We start from the raw sequence: 20,343 nt of genomic DNA on the forward strand, positions 1-20,343 counted from the left end.
TGCCTTAGTGGAAGAACGCCAGCTTCACCACCCACAGGCCGGCAATCACCAGCACAGCCGGTTTCAGGTCGGCAAAGCGGCCAGCCAGAATCTTGATCACGGCGTAGCTGATAAAGCCAAAGGCGATACCGTCAGCAATGGAGAAGGTAAACGGCATGGCCACGGCAGTCATCACCGCCGGGGCGGATTCGGTCAGGTCATCCCAGTTGATCTCGGCCAGGCCACGGGTCATCAGCACGGCCACGTAGCACAGTGCCGGCGCGGTAGCGTAAGCCGGTACAGTCTTGGCCAGCGGGGAGATCCACAGGCAGGCCAGGAACAGGATGGCCACCACCAGCGCGGTCAGGCCGGTACGGCCACCCACGGCGGTACCCGCAGCCGATTCGATGTAGGCAGTAGTAGACGACGTACCCATGGCAGCACCGGCGGTAATGGCTACCGAGTCGGCCATCAGCGCACGCTTCAGGCGTGGCAGCTTGCCGTCTTTGTCCAGCAGGCCGGCACGGTGCGATACACCTACCAGGGTACCGGTGGTGTCAAACAGATCCACAAAGAAGAACACGAAAATCACGCCCAGCAGGCCAGCCGTCATGGCGCCTTGCAGGTCCATCTTCATGAAAGTCGGTTCGATGCTCGGCACCGGGGCGAAGATGCCTTCAAAGCTGGACAGGCCCAGCATGATGGACAGCGCGGTCACGGCCAGCACACCGATAATGATGGAGCCGTGCACCTTGCGGTACTCCAGCGCCACGATGATGAAGAAACCCAGGATAGCCAGCAGCACTTTCGGGTCGTGCATATTGCCCATGGTCAGCAGCGTAGCGGGGTGATCCACCACCACACCGGCGTTTTTCAGCGCGATGATGGCCAGGAACAAGCCCACACCTGCCGAGATGGCAAATTTCAGCGACTGGGGAATGGCGTTCACGATGGCTTCACGCACCTTGAACAGGCTCACCGCCAGGAACACGATACCGGAAATGAACACGGCACCCAGCGCCGCTTCCCACGGTACGCCCATGCCTTTTACCACGGTAAAGGTAAAGTAGGCGTTCAGGCCCATACCCGGCGCCAGCGCGATCGGGTAGTTGGCCACCAGCGCCATGATGGCGGTACCCAGCGCAGCAGCCAGGCAGGTGGCAACAAACACGGCGTTGAAATCCATGCCGGTAATCGACAGGATGGCCGGGTTCACGATAACAATGTAAGCCATTGTCAGGAACGTGGTGAAACCGGCAATGACCTCGGTCTTGACGTCGGTGCCGTGCTCTTTAAGCTTGAAGAAGCTTTCTAGCATGATGACATGCCCTCCCCTCGTCTTTTGAGACGTAACTGTTTGAAAAACGCGCGATTTTAACCTGAAACGCTCGTTTGTTGCGCTGCAGTTTATCGGTGGCAAGCCCGGCTTAACCACAACAGCGCCTTGTGGTATCCTGAAATATTGCTCAAGTTCGTTAGGAAGCGCTTACATGACGTCAGCCCAAGGCTCGATTTTTATCGTGGTGGCCCCCTCCGGCGCCGGTAAAACCTCGCTGGTGGCCGCGCTGTTGCAAGCGGAGCCCGGTGTAGAGCTGTCGGTATCCTATACAACTCGCGCCCCGCGCGAAGGCGAGGTGGACGGCAAGAACTACCATTTTGTCGACCGCGCCGCCTTTGAAGGCATGATCGCCGCTGGCGACTTCCTGGAGTACGCCGAGGTCTACGGCAACTACTACGGCACCAGCGCGCGCTGGCTGCGTGAAAGGTTGGCCGCAGGCCACGATATCCTGCTGGAAATCGACTGGCAGGGGGCACGCCAGGTCCGCAAGGTCTTTGGCGAAGCCGTGGCCGTGTTCATCCTGCCGCCATCGCTGCCCGTACTGGAAGCCCGCCTGCGTGGCCGTGCTACCGATAGCGAAGAAGTGATCCAGCGCCGTCTGTCAGAGGCACGCATGGAAATCGATCAGGTCGCCGAGTACGACTACCTGATCGTGAACGATGATTTCGACCAGGCCCGCCTGGACCTGATCAGCGTGATCCGCAGCCAGCGCCTGCACACCGCACGCCAGCTGCAGCGCCACGGCAGCAGCATTGCCGGCATGCAAACGCCCCGCTAGGGCTTTATCCGGATCGCACAATCCCTTATCTTTTTGCTTCACCCTTTGTGAAAGAGACATACCATGGCCCGTATTACCGTTGACGATTGCCTCGACCGCATCCACAACCGCTTCGACCTGACCCTGGCAGCTGCCTACCGTGCCCGTCAGGTAGCCTCCGGTGCCACCGCTTTTGTAGAGCAAGGCCGTAACAAGCCTACCGTCGTTGCCCTGCGCGAGATCGCCGGTGGCCACGTTGGCCGCGAAATCCTCACCCGCCACAAAGGCTGATTCTGCCGATGACCGCGGATAACGCCTCCCCTATCGACTACAACGCCCTCGTTGACGCCGAGGCCGAGGCGTTATTCCTGGCCGCGTCGCGCTACCTGAAGCCCGAAGACGTACAGCTGCTGCGCCAGGCCTTCATCACCGCGCGCGACGCGCACGAAGGCCAGACCCGCAAAAGCGGCGAGCCCTACATCACCCACCCGCTAGCGGTCGCCACCATGCTCACCGACTGGCGGCTGGATGCCCAAGGGTTGGCCGCAGCGCTGATGCACGACGTCCTGGAAGACACTGGCGTCACCAAGCCCACGCTGTCCGACCAGTTTGGCCGCACCATTGCCGACCTGGTAGACGGGCTGTCCAAGCTGGAAAAGCTGGAATACCAGACCAAGGAAACCGCCCAGGCGGAAAACTTCCGCAAGATGGTACTGGCGATGGCGCGCGATATCCGCGTGATCATCGTGAAGCTGGCCGACCGCCTGCACAATATGCGCACGCTGGACGCCATGCGCGAAGACAAGCGCCAGCGCATAGCGCTGGAAACGCTGGAAATCTACGCCCCTATCGCCAACCGCATCGGCCTGAACAAGGTCTACCGCGAGCTGCAGGACCTGGCGTTCATGCACCTGCACCCGCACCGCTACCACGTGCTGTCCAAAGCCGTGCGTGCCGCACGCGGCAACCGGCGCGAGGTGGTGGACAAGATCCTGAAAGCCGTTAGCCAGAAGCTGGTGGAGGCCAATATCGAGGCCACCATCAAAGGCCGCGAGAAAAACCTGTACAGCATCTACAAGAAAATGCAGGAAAAAAGCCTGTCGTTTTCCGAAGTGCTGGATATCTACGGCTTTCGCATCATCGTCAAAGACAACCCCGGCTGCTACCTGGCACTGGGCGCGCTGCACAGCCTGTACAAGCCCATTCCGGGCAAGTTCAAGGACTACATCGCCATCCCCAAGGGCAACGGCTACCAGAGCCTGCACACCACCCTGTTCGGTCCCTACGGCACCCCTGTGGAAATGCAGATCCGCACCCGTGAAATGAACGCGGTGGCCGAAGCAGGCATTGCTTCGCACTGGATGTACAAATCCGGTCACGCCAGCATCGACGCGGCCAAGCAGCGCACACACCAGTGGCTGCAAAGCCTGCTGGACATGCAGGCCGAAAGCGACGACGCCGTCGAGTTCCTGGAACACATCAAGATCGACCTGTTCCCCGACGAGGTGTACGTGTTTACACCCAAGGGCAAGATCATCGTGCTGCCGCACGGCTCCACCCCGGTGGACTTTGCCTACGCGGTACACACCGACGTGGGCCACCGCTGTATCGCCGCCCGCGTGAACCACAACCTGGTACCGCTGCGCAGCGTGCTGCGTAACGGCGACACTGTGGACATCATTACCTCCACGCAAACCAAGCCCAACCCATCGTGGCTGAATTTCGTGCAAAGCGGCCGTGCACGCTCCGGCATTCGCAATTACCTGAAATCGCTACAGACACAAGACGCCATCCAGCTGGGGCAAAAGCTGCTGCGCCAGGCCGCCAGCGCGCTGTCGGCCTTTGAGCCGGACATCACGCCAGAGCTGGAAGACGCGCTGCTGGCCCGCCTGGGCGAGCGCAACCGCCGCTTTAGCGACATCCTGGCCGACATCGGTACCGGCAAACAGCTGGCCGCCGTGGTGGCGCGCAAGCTGCTGGAGCTATCCGGCCAGCAGGCACAGCAGGCCGCGCTGGGCCCGATTGCCATCCGTGGCAACGAAGGCGCCGCCATCCACCTGTCCAACTGTTGCAACCCGATACCGGGCGACCAGATTGTCGGCATCGCCAAAAAAGACCAAGGCTTGCTGATTCACCGCGGCAGCTGCCACAACGTGCAGCGCGTGGAGGCAGAAAAGCTGCTGGAAGTACGCTGGGAAGCAGTAAAAGACCGCATGTTCGGCGTGAACATCAGCATTCTGGCGTTTAACCAGCGCGGCGCGCTGGCCGATATCGCCGCCGCCATCTCGCACGCCTCGGCCAACATCGAAACCGTCGACACGCAAGACAACCACAGCCAGGACGGCTACATCCACATTCATTTCCGCCTGCAGGTAGACAACCTGCAGCATCTGGAAAAGGTGCTGGCACAGGTTCAGCAAGTGGAAGTCGTCCAGCGCGCAGAAAGACGCTAGCACCATGCCCCGCATTCGTATTAACGGTGAAGACCGCACGCTCTCCGGGCACGTAGACAGCCTGGCCGCCCTGATTGCCGAGCTGGGCCTCACCGGCAAGCGCATTGCCATAGAACGCAATGGCGAAATCGTACCGCGTAGCCAGCACGCCAACACCCCGCTTGCAGAGGGTGATGCGCTGGAAATCGTCGTCGCCGTGGGCGGCGGTTAACTTTAGCAAGGGACCAAGCGTGCAAGACCCATTGATCATCGCCGGAAAATCCTACCAATCGCGCCTGCTGGTTGGCACCGGCAAGTACCGCGACTTCCAGCAAACCGCCGACGCGCTGGACGCTTCCGGCTGCGAAATCGTTACCGTGGCCATCCGCCGCGTGAACCTGGGGCAAAACCCTAACGAGCCGAATTTGCTGGACTTTTTGCCAAAAAACCGGTATACACTGCTGCCCAACACGGCGGGCTGCTACACCGCAGACGACGCCGTGCGGACCTTGCGCCTCGCGCGTGAGCTGCTGGACGACCACCGCCTGGTGAAGCTGGAAGTACTGGGCGACCCGCATACCTTGTACCCCAACGTACGCGACACGCTCAAAGCCGCCGAAACCCTGGTGAAGGAAGGCTTCGACGTGATGGTTTACACCTCGGATGACCCCATCGTCGCCAAAGAGCTGGAACAGATAGGCTGCTGCGCCATCATGCCTCTGGCCAGCCTGATCGGTTCCGGCATGGGCATTCTGAACCCGTGGAACCTGCAGCTCATCATCGAGCAATCGAATGTCCCCGTGCTGGTTGACGCCGGCGTGGGTACCGCCTCGGACGCAACCATCGGCATGGAGCTGGGTTGCCACGGGGTACTGATGAATACTGCCATTGCCGCCGCACAAGACCCTGTGCGTATGGCACTGGCCATGAAACTGGGCGTCCAGGCCGGTCGCGAAGCGTACCTGGCCGGGCGTATGCCTAAACGCTTTTATTCGGCGACACCGAGTTCGCCACGTGAGGGGGTGATTTCTTCCCGTTCGGGATGATGCGCAGTGCACACTAATACCCGTTGCCACGCATCTGGCTTTTACAAAAGCTACAACGTTGTTTAGAATACTCATTTTCCTCGAGGCAGAAATGCCTCAAGCCAAAAGATTTAAGGACCTCAGCTAAATGCCGACTATCCGCGTTAAAGAGAACGAACCGTTTGAAGTTGCCATGCGTCGCTTCAAGCGCGCTATCGAAAAAACCGGTCTGCTGACCGAACTGCGCGCCCGTGAATTCTACGAGAAGCCAACTGCAGAACGTAAGCGTAAAAAAGCTGCTGCCGTGAAGCGCCACTACAAGCGCATCCGCAGCCAAATGCTGCCACCGAAGCTGTACTAAGCTTTACGGTAGCAAGCACAAGACCGCAGGCCCGCCCTGCGGTTTTGCCATTTATGCGCTGGCTGCAGCCCTGCTGCGGCCAACCTTACCCCACCCCGCACGGACACCATCATGAGCCTGAAAGCCCGCATCTCCGAAGACATGAAAACCGCGATGAAAGCTCGCGAAACCGACCGTCTGGCAGCCATTCGCCTGCTGATGGCGGCCATCAAGCAAAAAGAAGTGGACGAGCGCGTGGAGCTGGACGACGCCGGCATCACGGCCGTGGTGGACAAAATGCTGAAACAGCGCCGTGACTCCATCACCCAGTACGAAGCTGCCCAGCGCCAAGACCTGGCTGACAAAGAAAAAGCCGAAATGGCCGTGCTGAGCGCCTACCTGCCACAACAGCTGACTGCCGAAGAAATCGACACCATGATCGACGGCGCCATCGCCGCCAGCGGCGCTGCCGGCATGCAGGACATGGGCAAAGTGATGGCCCTGCTGAAACCGCACATGGCCGGCCGTGCCGACATGGGCGCCGTGTCTGCCCGCATCAAAGCCAAGCTGGCCGGCTAAGCCCGCCGGATGATCCCGCAGGACTTCATCGATCAGCTCCTGTCCCGCGTCGACATTGTCGACGTGGTGGATCGCTATGTTCCGCTGAAAAAGGCAGGCCAGAACTACATGGCCTGCTGCCCGTTCCACAAAGAAAAATCCCCCTCCTTCACCGTTAGCCCCACCAAGCAGTTCTACCATTGCTTTGGTTGTGGTGCGCATGGCTCCGCCATCGGCTTCGTGATGGAATACCAGGGGCTGCCCTTTGTGGACGCCGTCAAAAGCCTGGCCGAAGGCATCGGCCTGCAAGTACCGCAAGAACGTGCGGCCAACCCTGAAGCCAGCCGCGCCGCGCGCGAAAAACAGCTCTCGCTGGAAAGCGCACTCAGCCAGGCTGCTGCCTACTACAAGCAGCAGCTCAAAAGTGCCGTTAACGCCATCAGCTACCTGAAAGGCCGCGGCCTGACCGGCGAAATCGCCGCCCGCTTCGGCCTGGGCTACGCCCCCGGCGACTGGCAAAACCTGCAAGCCGTATTCAGCGACTACCTGAACCCTGCGCTGCTGGAGTCCGGCCTGGTGATCGAGGCCGAAGACACAGGCCGCCGCTACGACCGTTTCCGCGACCGCGTGATGTTCCCCATCCGCAACCAGCGTGGCGCCATCATCGGCTTTGGCGGCCGCGTGCTGGGCAAAGGCGAGCCCAAATACCTGAACTCGCCGGAAACCCCGCTATTCGAAAAGGGCCGCGAGCTGTACGGCCTGTACGAAGCCCGCCAGGCTATCCGCCACGCCAACGCCGTGCTGGTAGTAGAAGGCTATATGGACGTCGTCGCCCTGGCGCAATACGGCGTGGAATACGCCGTAGCCACGCTGGGCACGGCCACCACCGGCGAACACGTGCGCAAGCTACTGCGCCACGCCGACCAAGTGTACTTCTGCTTCGACGGTGACAAAGCCGGCCAGAAAGCCGCCTGGCGTGCGCTGGAAAACAGCCTGCCGCAGCTGGTAGACGGCAAGGCGCTGCATTTTCTGTTTCTGCCGCAAGAGCATGACCCGGACAGCTACATCCGCGAACACGGCCGCGAAGCCTTCGAAGCCGCGCTGCGCGAGCAGAGCATTCCGCTCTCGGCCTACTTCACCCGCGAGCTCACCGCCAGCGTCGATTTATCCAGCCCGGAAGGCCGCGCCGACCTGATCAAGCAAGCCAAGCCCTTGCTAGACCAGATAGCCGCCCCCATGTTGGGCTATATCATCAAGAAGCGCCTGGCCGAGCTGGCGCAGATGGAAGTCGACGAAATCGACATGCTGATGGGCCATAGCCGGCCCGAGCGCAAAGGCCGGCGCGAATACCGCCTGCCACGCGAATCCACCCGCCCGGCCAGCACCCCCATCATGCGCAAGCAGATCCGCGACGTACTGATGAACCCGGAATGGGCACTGGCCATACAGATACGCGAGAACGAAATCTACGAAGGCGAAATGGCCGCCCTGGTGGCCATCATCGAAAGAGTACAAGCCAGCGAACAGCTACCCAGCTGCGCCGTGCTGGCGGAAGGTTTCCGCCATACCGAGCACGAATCCATCATTGATTCGGTGCTGCAAGACTCACAACTCAGAAGTGAAGAATTCATCAACCCCAACGAGCTGGACCGGGAAAACTTCATACTGGGTTTTGACAAACTCATGGACCGCTACGATGACGAGCTGGTTTCGACACTGTCTAACAAAGGCTACGAGCACCTGTCGCAAGAAGAACTACAGCTTCTGCGCACCCTGCTAGCCCGCCGCATGCGGCCAACCCCAGCCAGCTGACCGAGCCCCGTACACGTAGTTGTGATATAATCAATTGTTTTTTTCGGCTTTTTCGAGCAGGAAACCAAATGGCGGCATCTCCCGACACCAAGAAACAGAACAACGAACCGGCAACCGAGCCAATGAGCCTGGAAGAGCAGCGTAAACGCTTGCGCCAGCTGATTGCTCTGGGCAAGGAACGTGGCTATCTCACGTATGCAGAGATCAACGACCACCTGCCCGAAGACGTCTCCGATGCCGAACAGATCGAAAACATCGTCACCATGATTGGTGGCCTGGGCATCCAGGTTTACGACGAAGCGCCCGATGCAGAAACCCTGCTGATGTCCGACGCCACCCCGGCCGTGGCAGACGAAGACGCAGTAGAAGAAGCCGAAGCCGCCCTGTCCTCGGTCGACTCCGAGTTCGGCCGCACCACCGACCCTGTGCGCATGTACATGCGCGAAATGGGCTCGGTAGAGCTGCTGACCCGCGAAGGCGAAATCGTGATCGCCAAGCGTATCGAAGAAGGCCTGAAGTTCATGATTCAGGCGCTGTCCGCCTGCCCGGGTTCCGTGGCAGAGGTCCTGGCGCTGATCAGCCGTGTCGAAGCCGGCGAGCTGCGCATCGATGAAGTCATCGATGGCATGATCGACCCCGAAGCCGACACCGCGGTCGCAGTAGAATTTGCCGAGCCGGTAGAAGTAGACGCCGAGTTGGCCGACGACGAAGCAGAAGAAGACGAAGAAGACGAAGCCGTCGACGAAGCTGCCGTGAGCGAAGCCAACCTCGAAGAGCTGAAACAAGAAGCCCTGGCCCACTTTGCCCAGGTACGCGAGCAATACGCCGCCCTGCTCAAAGCCCTGGAAAAACACGGTTTCGCCAGCAAACAGTACAACGAAGCCCAGGCGGCCATCACCGAGCTGTTCATGGGCGTGCGCTTCTCCACCCGCCAGATCGAAAGCCTGTGCGAAAGCCTGCGCAGCAGCGTCAACGGCATCCGCAAGCTGGAACGCGAAATCCTGGACATCTGCGTGACCCGCGTACGCATGGACCGCCAGTACTTCGTGAAAAACTTCCCCGGCAACGAATGCAAGCTGGAATGGGTTGAAAAAGAAATCGCCAGTGGCAAAGACTGGTCCGACGTACTGGGCCGCTTCAAATACGCCATTATCGAGAAGCAAACCAAGATCGCCGATATGCAGCAGAAGTCCATGCTGAGCATCAACGATCTGAAAGAAATCAACCGCCAGATGTCGTCGGGCGAATCCAAAGCCCGCCTGGCCAAGCGCGAAATGATCGAGGCCAACCTGCGCCTGGTGATCTCCATCGCCAAGAAATACACCAACCGCGGCCTGCAGTTCCTCGACCTGATCCAGGAAGGCAACATCGGCCTGATGAAGGCGGTGGACAAGTTCGAATACCGCCGTGGCTACAAGTTCTCCACCTACGCTACGTGGTGGATTCGTCAGGCCATTACCCGCTCCATTGCAGACCAGGCACGTACCATCCGTATTCCGGTACACATGATCGAAACCATCAACAAGATGAATCGCATCAGCCGCCAGATCCTGCAGGAAACCGGCCGCGAGCCGGACCCGGCCGAGCTAGCCGAAAAAATGGAGATGCCGGAAGACAAGATCCGCAAGATCATGAAGATTTCCAAAGAGCCCATCTCGATGGAAACCCCGATCGGCGACGACGACGACAGCCACCTGGGCGACTTCATCGAAGACTCGGTGACCGTAGCCCCGGCCGAAGCCGCCATGTACGCCAGCCTGCGCGACGCCACCAAAGAAGTACTGGACTCGCTCACCCCGCGCGAAGCCAAGGTACTGCGCATGCGTTTCGGTATCGACATGAACACCGACCACACGCTGGAAGAGGTAGGCAAACAGTTTGACGTAACGCGCGAGCGTATCCGCCAGATCGAAGCCAAGGCCCTGCGCAAGCTGCGCCACCCTACCCGCTCCGAGCGCCTGCGCAGCTTCCTGGACAACGAACCGGGTAACCAATAAGCAAATTATTTGCTATAATTGACCCCCTCTAGGGCCTCTAGCTCATGCCTGGTTAGAGCAGCGGACTCATAATCCGTTGGTGCCGGGTTCGACTCCCGGGGGGCCCACCAAGAAAGCAAGGACCTGCAGCACACGCTGCGGGTCCTTTTTCTTTGCGTTCAAGGTTGGCCGCAGGTGGCTTGCGGCGCTGCTGGGTAAACACAAATCCGCTAGCAGAAACCACATCACACCATGGTCCATTATTCGTACCAATCAGCCTGCGGGTAATCGCCTAGTCACCGACAGCGACCGGCAGCAATCTGCAGTACGGTAGCTTGGGCTGAATGAAATGAAGCCCAACGTTTACCGCGCTTTTGAAACTTGTAGCCAAACGCTCGGTAAACGTTGGGCTTCGCTGCGCTCAACCCAAGCTACGCCCTGACGCCCACACCCTGTGCCCACTACTTACCCACACCAGACTGGTGGACACGCTGCGCTTTACCCACCATACCGCTACCCAAGCCAACCCCAAGCCAAAGCCAAAGCCAAAGCCCAAGCCCAAGCCCAAGCCCCCAACTGTATCCCCGTTTTGTGCCACTGCTGCCACTGATGGCCACAGTTCCGGCCCGCTACAATGGTTTGTATCCAATAAGACGTTTGCGGCCAACCCGGGCCGGCGAGGAGACACCATGACAAGCTGGCTGATGCAGGCCATTCGCAAGATCGAGGCCGATTTCAACCGTAGCAGCGACACCCACCTGATTCCGCTGGTGCTACCGGCGGCACCCGGTATCCAGCTGTATTTCAAGGACGAGTCCACCCACCCTACCGGCAGCCTGAAGCACCGGCTGGCGCGTTCGCTGTTTTTGTACGCGCTGAGCAATGGCTGGATCAAGGAAGGCACGCCGGTGATCGAGGCGTCCAGCGGCAGCACAGCGGTGTCGGAAGCTTACTTTGCCCGCCTGCTGGGCTTGCCGTTTATTGCGGTGATGCCGGCCAGCACGTCTTGCGAGAAGATTCGCGCCATCGAGTTTTACGGCGGCCGCTGCCACCTGGTGGACGACCCGGCCACTATCTACGACGAATCGCAGCGCCTGGCGCGCGAGCTGAACGGCCACTATATGGACCAGTTCACCTACGCCGAGCGCGCCACCGACTGGCGCGGCAACAACAATATTGCCGATACCATCTTCCGCCAGATGGCGCTGGAGCCGCAGCCGGAGCCGCGCTGGATTGTGTGCGGCGCCGGCACCGGCGGCACCAGCGCCACCTTTGGCCGCTACGTGCGCTACCAGCAAAAGCAAACCCGCGTGTGCGTGGTGGACCCGGAAAACTCGGCCTTTTACGCCAGCTACGTTAGCGGCGACGCGCACTGTAGCTGCGAGGGCGGCTCCGGTGTGGAAGGCATCGGCCGCCCGCGGGTGGAGCCGTCGTTCATCCCCACGGTGATCGACCACATGATTCGCGTGCCCAATGTAGCCAGCTACGCCGCCATCCACTTTCTGGAAGAAGTGCTGGGCCGCAAGTGCGGTGGCTCTACCGGCACCAACTTTTACGGCGTGTGCCTGCTGATGGCCGACATGCTGCAGCGTGGCGAGCCAGGCAGCATCGTCACCATGATCTGCGACGACGGCAGCCGCTATCTGAACAGCTATTACAACGCAGACTGGCTGGCCGCCGGCGGCCACGATATCCAGCCGTGGCTGCACAGCTACCGCCGCTTCTTTTACGATGGCGTGTGGCAGCCGCCGCAGTAAACGCCCGCACTGTGCAGCAAAAAGCCGATGGCCCTCGCCATCGGCTTTTTGCTGCACAGTGCGGCCAACCTTAGCCCTGTTGGTACCAGCCGCGGCTGCCATTGACCACGCGCACCACCAGCAGCATCACCGGCACCTCGATCAGCACCCCCACCACCGTGGCCAGCGCGGCGCCGGAGTGCAGGCCGAACAGGCTGATGGCGGCGGCCACCGCCAGCTCGAAGAAATTGGACGCGCCAATCAGTGCCGACGGGCAGGCTACGCTGTGCTGCTCGCCCAGGCGCCGGTTCAGCCAGTAGGCCAGACCGGCGTTCAACAGCACCTGAATCAAAATGGGCACCGCCAGCAGCACGATCACCAGCGGCTGCGCCAGGATGGCCTGGCCCTGAAAGGCAAACAACAGCACCAGCGTGAGCAGCAGCGCCGCCATGGACCACGGCTGGATAGCAGCCATGGCGCGCTCGAACGCGGCGGGGCCGCGTGCCAGCAGCCACTTGCGCAGCGCCTGTGCCAGCAGTACCGGCAGCACGATGTACAACAGCACCGAGGTCAGCAGCGTAGCCCACGGCACGGCGATGCTGGACACGCCCAGCAGCAGCGCCACCAGCGGGGCAAAGGCAAACACCATGATCAGGTCGTTCAGCGCCACTTGCGACAGCGTAAAGTACGGGTCGCCCCCAGTAAGCCGGCTCCACACAAACACCATGGCGGTGCAGGGGGCAGCCGCCAGCAGGATCAGCCCGGCGATGTAGCTGTCCAGCTGGTCGGCCGGCAGCCACGGGGCAAACAGCTGCCGCACGAACAGCCAGCCCAGCAGGGCCATGGAAAACGGCTTCACCAGCCAGTTCACAAACAGGGTCACGCCGATGCCGCGCACGTGCTGGCGCACCTGGTGCAGCGCGCCAAAGTCGATTTTCAGCAGCATGGGGATGATCATCACCCACACCAGCACGCCCACCGGCAGGTTGACGCGGGCGATTTCCATGGCGGCCAGCGCGGCAAAGCCCTGCGGCCACAGCTGGCCCAGGCCGATGCCCACCACGATGCAGGCCGCTACCCAGGCGCTAAGGTAGCGCTCGAACAGGCTCATACCGTTGGCCGCAGACGGCGGCCGAGCGTCGCACGCACTGCTCATGCCAGCGCCTCGCTGCTCAGCGTGTCTGGCCGGCCGATATCGTGCACTGCATGCTGCAGCGCCAGACGGTCCAACTTGTGCAGGGGCAGGCTGAGGAACAGGCGCAGGCGGGTGGTGATATCGCGGTAGGTGCGCACAAAGGCTTTGTGCTGCGTGGCCTCGTCGCCGCTTACCGCGGCCGGGTCGGCAAAGCCCCAGTGCGCGGTCATCGGCTGGCCGGGCCAGGCCGGGCAGGCTTCACCGGCGGCGGCATCGCACACGGTAAACACAAAATCCATGGCCGGGGCATCGGGGCCGGCAAACTCGTCCCAGCTCTTGCAGCGCGCGCTGGCCGGGTCGTGCTGATGCTGTTGCAGCGTGGCCAGCGTGTGCGGGTGCACAAAGCCGCGCGGGTGGCTGCCCGCGCTAAAGGCACGGAAGCGGCCTTCGCCCAGCTGGTTGAGGATGGCTTCGGCCATGATGCTGCGGGCACTGTTGCCACTGCAGATGAACAGCACGTTGTAGACACGGTCGGACATGATGTCAGGCTCCAGGGTAGGCATAGCAAGCGGGGAAACCGGCGGCGGGCAGCACGGCAGCGCCAGCTCGGGGCACTGCTGCGGCTGGCCGGCGCAGCATTCGTCGGTCAGGTAGGCCAGCAGCTGCTGCATCAGCGCCAGGTTGGCGCGGTAACGCTGAAAGCGGCCTTCCTGCGCCACCGTTACCAGCCCGGCGTGGCTCATGCCTTTCAGGTGAAAGGACACATTATTGGCCGGCAGGTCCAGGTTGGCCGCAATCTGGCCGGCCACCATGCCTTCGTGGCCTTGGCGTACCAGCAGGCGGTAGATGTCCAGCCGCACGCCGGAGGCCAGCGCTTCAAACAGTTTCACGGCGCTTTCTTTGGGCAGGCTCATGCGTTTTCTCGGGCAGTGTTGGCCGCATGCTGCGGCAGGGCCAGCGACACCAGCGCAGCCACGGTAATAAACACGGTAGATATCCACAGGCAGGCGGCCAGGCCGTACTGCTGGTATACCCAGCCGGACAGCACGGTACCGACGAGGCGGCCCATGGCGTTGGACATATAGTAAAAGCCCACATCCAGCGACACGCCGTCGGCCTTGGCGTAGCTAACGATGAGGTAGCTATGCAGCGACGAGTTCACCGCAAACAGCACGCCAAACAGCGCCAGCCCGCCCAGTACCACCCAGCCAGCGGGCCAGCCTGCGGCCAACCCTAAGGCCATGACGGCAGGCAGGCCGGCCAGCATGGCCGCCCACACAAAGGCGCTGCGGCCATCCGGCACCCTGCCCTGCTTTTTGCCGGTAATGGCTGGCGCCAGCGTTTGCACCACGCCGTAGCCAATGACCCACGCGGCCAGAAAGCCGCCTACCTGCCAGAAATCCCAGCCAAACACGGTGCTGAGGTACACCGGCAGCGCCACCACAAACCATACGTCGCGTGCGCCAAACAGAAAAAGCCGCGCCGCCGACAACCCGTTGATGGCCGGGCTTTTCGACAGCAGCTCACGAAACTTCGGCTTGGCTTTGGCCTTGCCCAGGTCTTGCCGCAGCTGCCACAGGCTGAACAGCCAGATCACCGCCAATACCGCGGCCATGCCCAGCACCGCACCGCCAAAGCCCAGCGTGGCCAGCAGTGCGCCGCCCAGAAAGAAGCCCACACCTTTCAGCGCGTTTTTGGAGCCGGTCAGCAGCGCCACCCAGCGGTACAACTTGCCCTGCTCGCCATCGGGCACCAGCAGCTTGATGCTGCTTTTGGCCGACATTTTGTTCAGGTCTTTGGCAATGCCGGACAGCGCCTGGCTGGCCATCACGTACGGCACGGTCAGCATGGCGGCCGGTGCGGCCAACATCAGCAGCGCCAGCACCTGCAGCGCCAGGCCCAGGTTCATGGTGCGGTTCAGGCCCAGCCGCGCGCCCAGGTAGCCGCCCACCAGGTTGGTCACCACGCCGCATACCTCGTAGAACAGGAACAGCGCGGCAATCTGCAACGGTGCGTAGCCCAGCTGGTGAAAGTGCAGCACCACCAGCATGCGCAGCGCGCCGTCGGTCAAGGTGAACGCCCAATAGTTGGCCGTTACCAGCAGGTACTGGCGGATGGCCGGCGTTAGCGTGGACAGGGCTGGCATGGCTTAGCCCTGGTCGGCCAGGCCCACCAGCCGCGCCAGCTCTACGGTGCGGTTGGCGTAGCCCCATTCGTTGTCGTACCAGGCGTACAGCTTCACCTGCGTGCCGTTGATCACCATGGTGGACAGCGCGTCGATAATGGACGAGCGCGGGTCGGTGCGGTAATCGATGGACACCAGCGGGCGCGCCTCGTAGCCCAGAATGCCCTGCAGAGCATGGTTGGCCGCATGCTGCAGCGCGGCGTTCACTTCCTCGGCCGTGGTGGCGCGTTCTACTTCGAACACGCAGTCGGTAAGCGAGGCGTTGGCCAGCGGCACGCGCACGGCGTGGCCGTTCAGGCGGCCGCGCAGCTCGGGGAAGATCTCGGCAATGGCAGTGGCCGAGCCGGTGGTGGTGGGGATCAGGCTCATGCCGCTGGCGCGGGCGCGGCGCAGGTCTTTGTGCGGCTGGTCCAGAATGCTCTGCGTATTGGTCAGGTCGTGAATGGTGGTGATGCTGCCGTGGCGAATGCCAAAGGTTTCGTGAATCACCTTCACCACCGGCGCCAGACAGTTGGTAGTGCAGGAGGCGGCGGTAACGATGCGGTGCACGGCGGGGTCGAACAGCTGCTGGTTCACGCCCATCACCACGTTCAGCGCGCCCGGCTCTTTCACCGGCGCACTCACCACCACGCGCTTTACGCCCTGCGCCAGATACGCCTGCAATACGGCCACGGTTTTCATCTTGCCGCTGGCTTCGATCACCACATCACAGCCGCGCCAATCGGTATCGGCAATGGCTTTGTTGTGGCTCACGGTAATGCGCTTGCCGTCGATGACGATGGCGCCGTCTACCGCGCTGGCCTCGTGACCCCAGCGACCGTGCACCGAATCAAAATTCAGCAGATGGGCGTGGGTGTCTGCATCGCCGGCCGGGTCGTTGATGTGGACAAACTCGAACTCGGGCCAGGCCCAGGCGGCACGCAGTGCCAGGCGGCCGATGCGGCCAAAACCGTTGATACCGATCTTGATAGTCATGGTGGGGTGTCTCGCTAAAAAGTTAAACGGCGTCGTACTGGCCGATCCACGCCTGGTGCACCGGGTGCTGGATCGCCTTGGGCCGCAACGCCTGCACCTGCGCGATGGCATCGCTGCGCGGCACGCCCAGCGCAATCAGGATGCGGGCGGCAATCAGGCCGGTACGGCCAGACCCGCCCTTGCAATGAATGGCCAGACACTGGCCAGCACGCAGCCGCGCCAGCAGGTCGGGCGCGGCGGCTTGCCAGGCGCTATCGAAATCGGCCAGCGGTGCGCGGTCGTCCGCTACCGGCAGGTGAAACCAGGCCAGGCCAAGTTGGCCGCACGCATCGCCCAGGCCATCGGCGCCGTTTTGCTGCAGCTCGGCAGCCGGCATCAGGCTAATGACGCCGCTGGCACCGGCCTGCTGCAGGGTGGATAGCGCCTGGGCCAGGCTGGCGGCCTGGGTACCGGGGCACGGTGTCAGCAGTAATCGGCCATCCACAGCGGGGATGGCAAGTGTGTCGAAGGGGTGAGTCATGTCTGGGCTCCGGCAAAAATCAATATTACAAGAATAATTGAAATGAAGTCTAGGCCAGCCATGTGACAGAAAAATGAAGAGAGCGGGAAAGTGGCGCAGAAAGGGAACACACAGGCGGGATACGATGCCGGCAAGCAGAGCAGACGATGGCAAAAACCATAAAAAAAGGGGTACGGCCCACCACCGTACCCCCAAACACACACACATCAAGAGGAAATCACACACACATGCCGCGGCATGCATTTAAAGCTTATTTGTCGTCGTGCGTCTTTTTGATAAAGATGGCGATACAGGTCGACACGATGATGGTCGTCACCGTGATGGTGATAATGCTCAGCAAACCTACGTCGTCAGAGAGAAGTTGTTTCCACAGTTCCATGATATTGCTCCCCCGGCAGCCCGGTATTCGATCTGGATGCAGCCATCTTACCCCTGCCCTTCCTAGGGGCTTTGACCCAAGTCAAGCGAATCGCTCTATCAAAATGTAACGTATCGTATTTGTGCGCCCGGCAGACACCATGCGATTTAAGTCCATGATAAAAATAAAAAAAGAGCAGGAATAAACCCTGCTCTTTTGATTTGGCGCAATATTTTCTAGCTGTAACTGAGCTTGCCTGCTTTACCCCAGAACACGCGGTAGGCAAACACCGTGTAGGCAATAATGGTGGGCAGCACCACGGCTGCGCCGGCCAGAATCACCCACAGTGCTTCGGGGTCGCTGGCGGCCTGCCAGATATCCAGCTGGCCGATGACGATTTCCGGGAACACGCTGTACGCCAGGCCCCAGAACGCCAGCAGCACAATACCCACGGTGCACGCAAACGGCAGCCAACACAGGCTGTCTTGCCCCGCGCGCTGGCGTGCGGCCAACCTGGGCAGGCTGGCGGCCAGCAGGCCGAACAGCGCCAGGCTAATCAGCGGCAGCGGCAACAGCAGCAAGAAGTCCGGCAGCACAAACCACTTGGCGGCAATGCGGCTGCTGGTTAGCGGTGTGGCCACCGACACCAGCAATACCGCCAGCGCAGTACCGGCCAGCGCGTACTGCGCCCAGCGTGTAGCGCGCTGCTGCAAGGGGCCGCTACTTTTCATGATCAGCCAGCCAGCGCCCAGCAGTACGTAGGCGGCGGTCAGCCCCAGGCCGGTCAGCAGGGCAAAGCCCCAGGCTCCCGCCCCCGGCGCAAAGCCGGTCAGGTAGCGCCCCAGCATCACCCCCTGGCTGAGCGCAGCCAGCAGCGAGCCGGCAGCAAACGCCAGGTTCCACGCCGGCTGGTGGTGCGCCTGCGCTTTCACGCGGAAATCAAACGCCACGCCGCGCAGAATCAGCCCCAGCAACATGATGGCCACCGGCAGGTACAGCTCGCCCAGGATAATGCCGTGCGCCATGGGGAACGCCACCAGCAGCAGGCCCACGCCCAGCACCAGCCAGGTTTCGTTGGCGTCCCAGAACGGGCCGATACTGGCGATCATGGCGTCGCGCTCTTCGTCGTTACCCAGCGGCAGCAGCACGCCCACGCCCAGGTCGTAGCCGTCCAGCACCACATAAATCAGCATGGACAGCGCCATCAGCCCGGCAAAGATCACCGGCAACCACAGTTCGGCATTCATGGCTGTACTCCTTCAGGGTTGGCCGCAGGCGCTGCCTTGCGCGCCAGATAAAACACCACCGACACATAGCTGGCCAGCAGCACGGCGTACAGCAACAGGTACATCAGCAGGGTAGACAAAATCATGCCGCTACCTACGCTGGAGGCTGCATCGGCGGTGCGCAGGATGCCGGTCACCAGCCACGGCTGGCGGCCGATTTCGGTCACGTACCAGCCAGCCACCGTGGCCACCCAGCCCGAGAAGGTCATGGCCACCAGGCCACGCAGCAGCCATGGCGACAGTGCGCCACGGCGCAGCTGCCACCACGCCAGCCAGCTTACCGCCAGCATCAGCATGCCCACCCCCACCATCACGCGGAAGCTCCAGAACACCTTGGCGACCGGCGGGTGCGCGTTGGGGAACTCGTTCAGGCCGCGAATCTCGCCATTCAGGTCGTGGGTGATGATGAGGCTGGCCAGCTTTGGAATACCCACCTCGAAGCGGTTGCTTTGCGTGGTTTCATCCGGCAGGGCAAACAGCAGCAGCGGCGCGCCGCGCTCGGTGTGCCACACGCCTTCTATGGCGGCCAGCTTGGCCGGCTGGTGGTGGAAGGTATTCAGGCCGTGCATGTCGCCCACCAGTACCTGCAGCGGAATCAGCAGCGCGGCCAGCCCTACGCCGGTTTTCAGGGTGTGCGCCACGGCAGCGGCGCGGTCGCCGCGCAGCCAGCGGTAGGCCGAGACACCCGCTACCAGAAACGCCACGGTCAGACCGGACGCCAGCAGCATATGGCTAAGGCGGTAGGGCATGGACGGGTTGAAGATCACCGCCAGCCAGCTTTGCACGTGCACCTTGCCGGCGATGACCTCTACCCCGGCCGGGGTCTGCATCCATGAGTTCAGCACGATGATCCAGAACGCCGACACGGTGGTACCGAACGCCACCAGAAAGGTCGCCAGCGTGTGTACGCGGTTGGATACTTTTGAGCGGCCGAATAGCATGATGCCCAGGAAGGTGGCTTCCAGGAAAAACGCGGTCAGTACTTCGTAAGCCAGCAGTGGCCCCGCTACATTACCCACGTGCTGCATGAAGCCCGGCCAGTTGGTACCAAACTGAAAGCTCATGGTAATGCCGGACACCACGCCCAGCGCAAAGGTCAGCGCGAAGATCTTTACCCAGAAGCCATAGGCGTCCATCCACGCTTCGTCGCCACTACGGTTAAAGCGCGCCTTGAAGTACAGCAGCACCCAGCCCATGGCAATGCTGATGGTGGGGAACAGGATATGAAAAGTAATGTTGGCCGCAAACTGGATGCGCGCCAGTATGACCGGGTCCAGGCTGTCCATGGCTAATCCTCCTTGCCACTGTCACGGCCGGCCAGCCGGCCCAGGCTCTGGGTAAACTGCAGCACCTTGCCTACCTGACTACCCAGCTTCATCAGTTTTTCCAGTGTTTCCACATCCATGTCGCGGATGTCGGCAAACCACTTGGTCACCAGCTCGATCAGCTGGTACATCTCGTTCATGCGCGCCTGCGCGTGGCGCTCGGCCTCGCCGGCTGGCGTTTCCATGATGGCGCCGCGCAGCATGGTCAGCGTGGGCTCGACTTCTCGCTTCTGGCGCTCTTCCGCCAGGGTCTTGAAGATGGCCCACACGTCTTCCGGCGTGCTGAAGTACTCGCGGCGGTCGCCCGGCAGGTGTTGCAGTTTGACCAGTCGCCAGGCCTGCAGTTCTTTCAGCGCCATGCTGGTATTGGAGCGCGAACAGCCAATGGCTTCCACGATATCGTCGGCGTTCAGCGGGCGGTCGGAAACATAGAGCAGGGCGTAAATCTGCCCGACGGTACGGTTGATGCCCCAGTGGCTGCCCATTTCGCCAAAATGGAGCACAAAGGATTGAATCAGGGGTGGCAGGTTCATGTGTGTGGCCTTTTTGAATTTTCAGTATTTTCTGAAAGTTTGATATGGATCATAGTTTTAGAAAATAGGCCT

The 20,343-nt window shown here is 61.5% G+C and carries 20 protein-coding genes and 1 tRNA gene; 11 read left to right on the plus strand and 10 right to left on the minus strand.

What is annotated here, in order from left to right:
- Nucleotides 1–4 precede the first annotated feature (4 nt).
- Nucleotides 5–1,297 (minus strand): NCS2 family permease, encoded by a 1,293-nt coding sequence (locus ACZ9XP_RS11440; protein WP_147685968.1) that lies wholly within the window; start codon nucleotides 1,295–1,297, stop codon nucleotides 5–7.
- 172 nt (nucleotides 1,298–1,469) lie between these two features.
- Between ACZ9XP_RS11440 and gmk the strand changes: the two genes are divergently transcribed.
- The 11 genes from gmk to ACZ9XP_RS11495 all read left to right on the plus strand — a co-directional run bounded on the left by gmk (nucleotide 1,470) and on the right by ACZ9XP_RS11495 (nucleotide 11,975).
- Nucleotides 1,470–2,096, plus strand: a complete 627-nt coding sequence (gmk, locus tag ACZ9XP_RS11445) for a guanylate kinase (protein WP_147685970.1) — start codon at nucleotides 1,470–1,472, stop codon at nucleotides 2,094–2,096.
- 63 nt (nucleotides 2,097–2,159) lie between these two features.
- Entirely contained in the window at nucleotides 2,160–2,366 is a 207-nt protein-coding gene (rpoZ, locus tag ACZ9XP_RS11450; protein WP_017509856.1) for a DNA-directed RNA polymerase subunit omega, read from the plus strand.
- Between the two features lie 2 nt (nucleotides 2,367–2,368).
- The gene (locus tag ACZ9XP_RS11455; protein WP_438698039.1) at nucleotides 2,369–4,528 is read left to right on the plus strand and encodes a RelA/SpoT family protein; all 2,160 of its coding nucleotides are present in this window, start codon (nucleotides 2,369–2,371) and stop codon (nucleotides 4,526–4,528) included.
- Between the two features lie 4 nt (nucleotides 4,529–4,532).
- Nucleotides 4,533–4,739, plus strand: coding sequence for a sulfur carrier protein ThiS (thiS, locus tag ACZ9XP_RS11460; RefSeq protein WP_017509858.1), 207 nt, complete (start codon nucleotides 4,533–4,535; stop codon nucleotides 4,737–4,739).
- Nucleotides 4,740–4,758: 19 nt separating this feature from the next.
- Nucleotides 4,759–5,553, plus strand: a complete 795-nt coding sequence (locus tag ACZ9XP_RS11465; protein ID WP_026108125.1) for a thiazole synthase — start codon at nucleotides 4,759–4,761, stop codon at nucleotides 5,551–5,553.
- Between the two features lie 127 nt (nucleotides 5,554–5,680).
- The gene (gene rpsU / locus ACZ9XP_RS11470; protein WP_144373731.1) at nucleotides 5,681–5,893 is read left to right on the plus strand and encodes a 30S ribosomal protein S21; all 213 of its coding nucleotides are present in this window, start codon (nucleotides 5,681–5,683) and stop codon (nucleotides 5,891–5,893) included.
- Nucleotides 5,894–6,004: 111 nt separating this feature from the next.
- Nucleotides 6,005–6,451, plus strand: a complete 447-nt coding sequence (locus ACZ9XP_RS11475) for a GatB/YqeY domain-containing protein (RefSeq protein WP_465188488.1) — start codon at nucleotides 6,005–6,007, stop codon at nucleotides 6,449–6,451.
- A gap of 9 nt (nucleotides 6,452–6,460) precedes the next feature.
- Nucleotides 6,461–8,242, plus strand: coding sequence for a DNA primase (gene dnaG / locus ACZ9XP_RS11480; protein ID WP_438698035.1), 1,782 nt, complete (start codon nucleotides 6,461–6,463; stop codon nucleotides 8,240–8,242).
- A gap of 68 nt (nucleotides 8,243–8,310) precedes the next feature.
- Nucleotides 8,311–10,239: an RNA polymerase sigma factor RpoD gene (gene rpoD / locus ACZ9XP_RS11485; protein WP_465188489.1), complete on the plus strand. Its 1,929-nt coding sequence runs from the start codon at nucleotides 8,311–8,313 to the stop codon at nucleotides 10,237–10,239.
- Between the two features lie 31 nt (nucleotides 10,240–10,270).
- Nucleotides 10,271–10,349 (plus strand) — tRNA-Ile (locus tag ACZ9XP_RS11490).
- Nucleotides 10,350–10,907: 558 nt separating this feature from the next.
- Nucleotides 10,908–11,975, plus strand: a complete 1,068-nt coding sequence (locus tag ACZ9XP_RS11495) for a PLP-dependent cysteine synthase family protein (protein ID WP_147685980.1) — start codon at nucleotides 10,908–10,910, stop codon at nucleotides 11,973–11,975.
- A gap of 70 nt (nucleotides 11,976–12,045) precedes the next feature.
- Here the strand turns inward: ACZ9XP_RS11495 and arsB are convergent, their stop codons facing one another.
- The 9 genes from arsB to ACZ9XP_RS11540 all read right to left on the minus strand — a co-directional run bounded on the left by arsB (nucleotide 12,046) and on the right by ACZ9XP_RS11540 (nucleotide 20,271).
- Nucleotides 12,046–13,110: an ACR3 family arsenite efflux transporter gene (gene arsB, locus ACZ9XP_RS11500; protein ID WP_147685982.1), complete on the minus strand. Its 1,065-nt coding sequence runs from the start codon at nucleotides 13,108–13,110 to the stop codon at nucleotides 12,046–12,048.
- The gene (locus tag ACZ9XP_RS11505; protein WP_465188490.1) at nucleotides 13,107–14,003 is read right to left on the minus strand and encodes an arsenate reductase/protein-tyrosine-phosphatase family protein; all 897 of its coding nucleotides are present in this window, start codon (nucleotides 14,001–14,003) and stop codon (nucleotides 13,107–13,109) included. Before ACZ9XP_RS11505 ends, arsB begins: the two co-directional genes overlap by 4 nt.
- Nucleotides 14,000–15,235, minus strand: coding sequence for an organoarsenical effux MFS transporter ArsJ (gene arsJ / locus ACZ9XP_RS11510; protein ID WP_465188491.1), 1,236 nt, complete (start codon nucleotides 15,233–15,235; stop codon nucleotides 14,000–14,002). Before arsJ ends, ACZ9XP_RS11505 begins: the two co-directional genes overlap by 4 nt.
- A gap of 3 nt (nucleotides 15,236–15,238) precedes the next feature.
- Entirely contained in the window at nucleotides 15,239–16,249 is a 1,011-nt protein-coding gene (locus ACZ9XP_RS11515) for an ArsJ-associated glyceraldehyde-3-phosphate dehydrogenase (RefSeq protein ID WP_147685988.1), read from the minus strand.
- 22 nt (nucleotides 16,250–16,271) lie between these two features.
- Nucleotides 16,272–16,769, minus strand: a complete 498-nt coding sequence (locus ACZ9XP_RS11520) for a cyclin-dependent kinase inhibitor 3 family protein (protein WP_147685990.1) — start codon at nucleotides 16,767–16,769, stop codon at nucleotides 16,272–16,274.
- Between the two features lie 250 nt (nucleotides 16,770–17,019).
- Nucleotides 17,020–17,148, minus strand: a complete 129-nt coding sequence (locus ACZ9XP_RS11525; RefSeq protein WP_081600691.1) for a DUF3149 domain-containing protein — start codon at nucleotides 17,146–17,148, stop codon at nucleotides 17,020–17,022.
- A 215-nt stretch (nucleotides 17,149–17,363) separates the two neighbouring features.
- A complete protein-coding gene (locus ACZ9XP_RS11530; protein ID WP_147685992.1) occupies nucleotides 17,364–18,374 on the minus strand; it encodes a cytochrome d ubiquinol oxidase subunit II in 1,011 nt (336 codons plus the stop codon).
- Nucleotides 18,371–19,699, minus strand: coding sequence for a cytochrome ubiquinol oxidase subunit I (locus ACZ9XP_RS11535; RefSeq protein ID WP_465188492.1), 1,329 nt, complete (start codon nucleotides 19,697–19,699; stop codon nucleotides 18,371–18,373). The genes ACZ9XP_RS11530 and ACZ9XP_RS11535 overlap by 4 nt, the downstream gene beginning before the upstream one ends.
- Before the next feature lie 2 nt (nucleotides 19,700–19,701).
- Entirely contained in the window at nucleotides 19,702–20,271 is a 570-nt protein-coding gene (locus ACZ9XP_RS11540; RefSeq protein ID WP_147696107.1) for a GbsR/MarR family transcriptional regulator, read from the minus strand.
- Nucleotides 20,272–20,343: the final 72 nt, after the last annotated feature.

This window comes from Vogesella perlucida, assembly GCF_979366545.1.

Coding starts and splice junctions, on each gene's coding strand:
- ACZ9XP_RS11530 (WP_147685992.1), bottom strand. CDS start 18,374: ATGAATGCCGAACTGTGGTTGCCGGTGATCTTTGCCGGGCTGATGGCG.
- arsJ (WP_465188491.1), bottom strand. CDS start 15,235: ATGCCAGCCCTGTCCACGCTAACGCCGGCCATCCGCCAGTACCTGCTG.
- ACZ9XP_RS11440 (WP_147685968.1), bottom strand. CDS start 1,297: ATGCTAGAAAGCTTCTTCAAGCTTAAAGAGCACGGCACCGACGTCAAG.
- ACZ9XP_RS11525 (WP_081600691.1), bottom strand. CDS start 17,148: ATGGAACTGTGGAAACAACTTCTCTCTGACGACGTAGGTTTGCTGAGC.
- rpoD (WP_465188489.1), top strand. CDS start 8,311: ATGGCGGCATCTCCCGACACCAAGAAACAGAACAACGAACCGGCAACC.
- ACZ9XP_RS11505 (WP_465188490.1), bottom strand. CDS start 14,003: ATGAGCCTGCCCAAAGAAAGCGCCGTGAAACTGTTTGAAGCGCTGGCC.
- rpoZ (WP_017509856.1), top strand. CDS start 2,160: ATGGCCCGTATTACCGTTGACGATTGCCTCGACCGCATCCACAACCGC.
- ACZ9XP_RS11515 (WP_147685988.1), bottom strand. CDS start 16,249: ATGACTATCAAGATCGGTATCAACGGTTTTGGCCGCATCGGCCGCCTG.
- arsB (WP_147685982.1), bottom strand. CDS start 13,110: ATGAGCAGTGCGTGCGACGCTCGGCCGCCGTCTGCGGCCAACGGTATG.
- thiS (WP_017509858.1), top strand. CDS start 4,533: ATGCCCCGCATTCGTATTAACGGTGAAGACCGCACGCTCTCCGGGCAC.
- ACZ9XP_RS11520 (WP_147685990.1), bottom strand. CDS start 16,769: ATGACTCACCCCTTCGACACACTTGCCATCCCCGCTGTGGATGGCCGA.
- ACZ9XP_RS11495 (WP_147685980.1), top strand. CDS start 10,908: ATGACAAGCTGGCTGATGCAGGCCATTCGCAAGATCGAGGCCGATTTC.
- ACZ9XP_RS11475 (WP_465188488.1), top strand. CDS start 6,005: ATGAGCCTGAAAGCCCGCATCTCCGAAGACATGAAAACCGCGATGAAA.
- ACZ9XP_RS11540 (WP_147696107.1), bottom strand. CDS start 20,271: ATGAACCTGCCACCCCTGATTCAATCCTTTGTGCTCCATTTTGGCGAA.
- rpsU (WP_144373731.1), top strand. CDS start 5,681: ATGCCGACTATCCGCGTTAAAGAGAACGAACCGTTTGAAGTTGCCATG.
- ACZ9XP_RS11535 (WP_465188492.1), bottom strand. CDS start 19,699: ATGGACAGCCTGGACCCGGTCATACTGGCGCGCATCCAGTTTGCGGCC.
- dnaG (WP_438698035.1), top strand. CDS start 6,461: ATGATCCCGCAGGACTTCATCGATCAGCTCCTGTCCCGCGTCGACATT.
- gmk (WP_147685970.1), top strand. CDS start 1,470: ATGACGTCAGCCCAAGGCTCGATTTTTATCGTGGTGGCCCCCTCCGGC.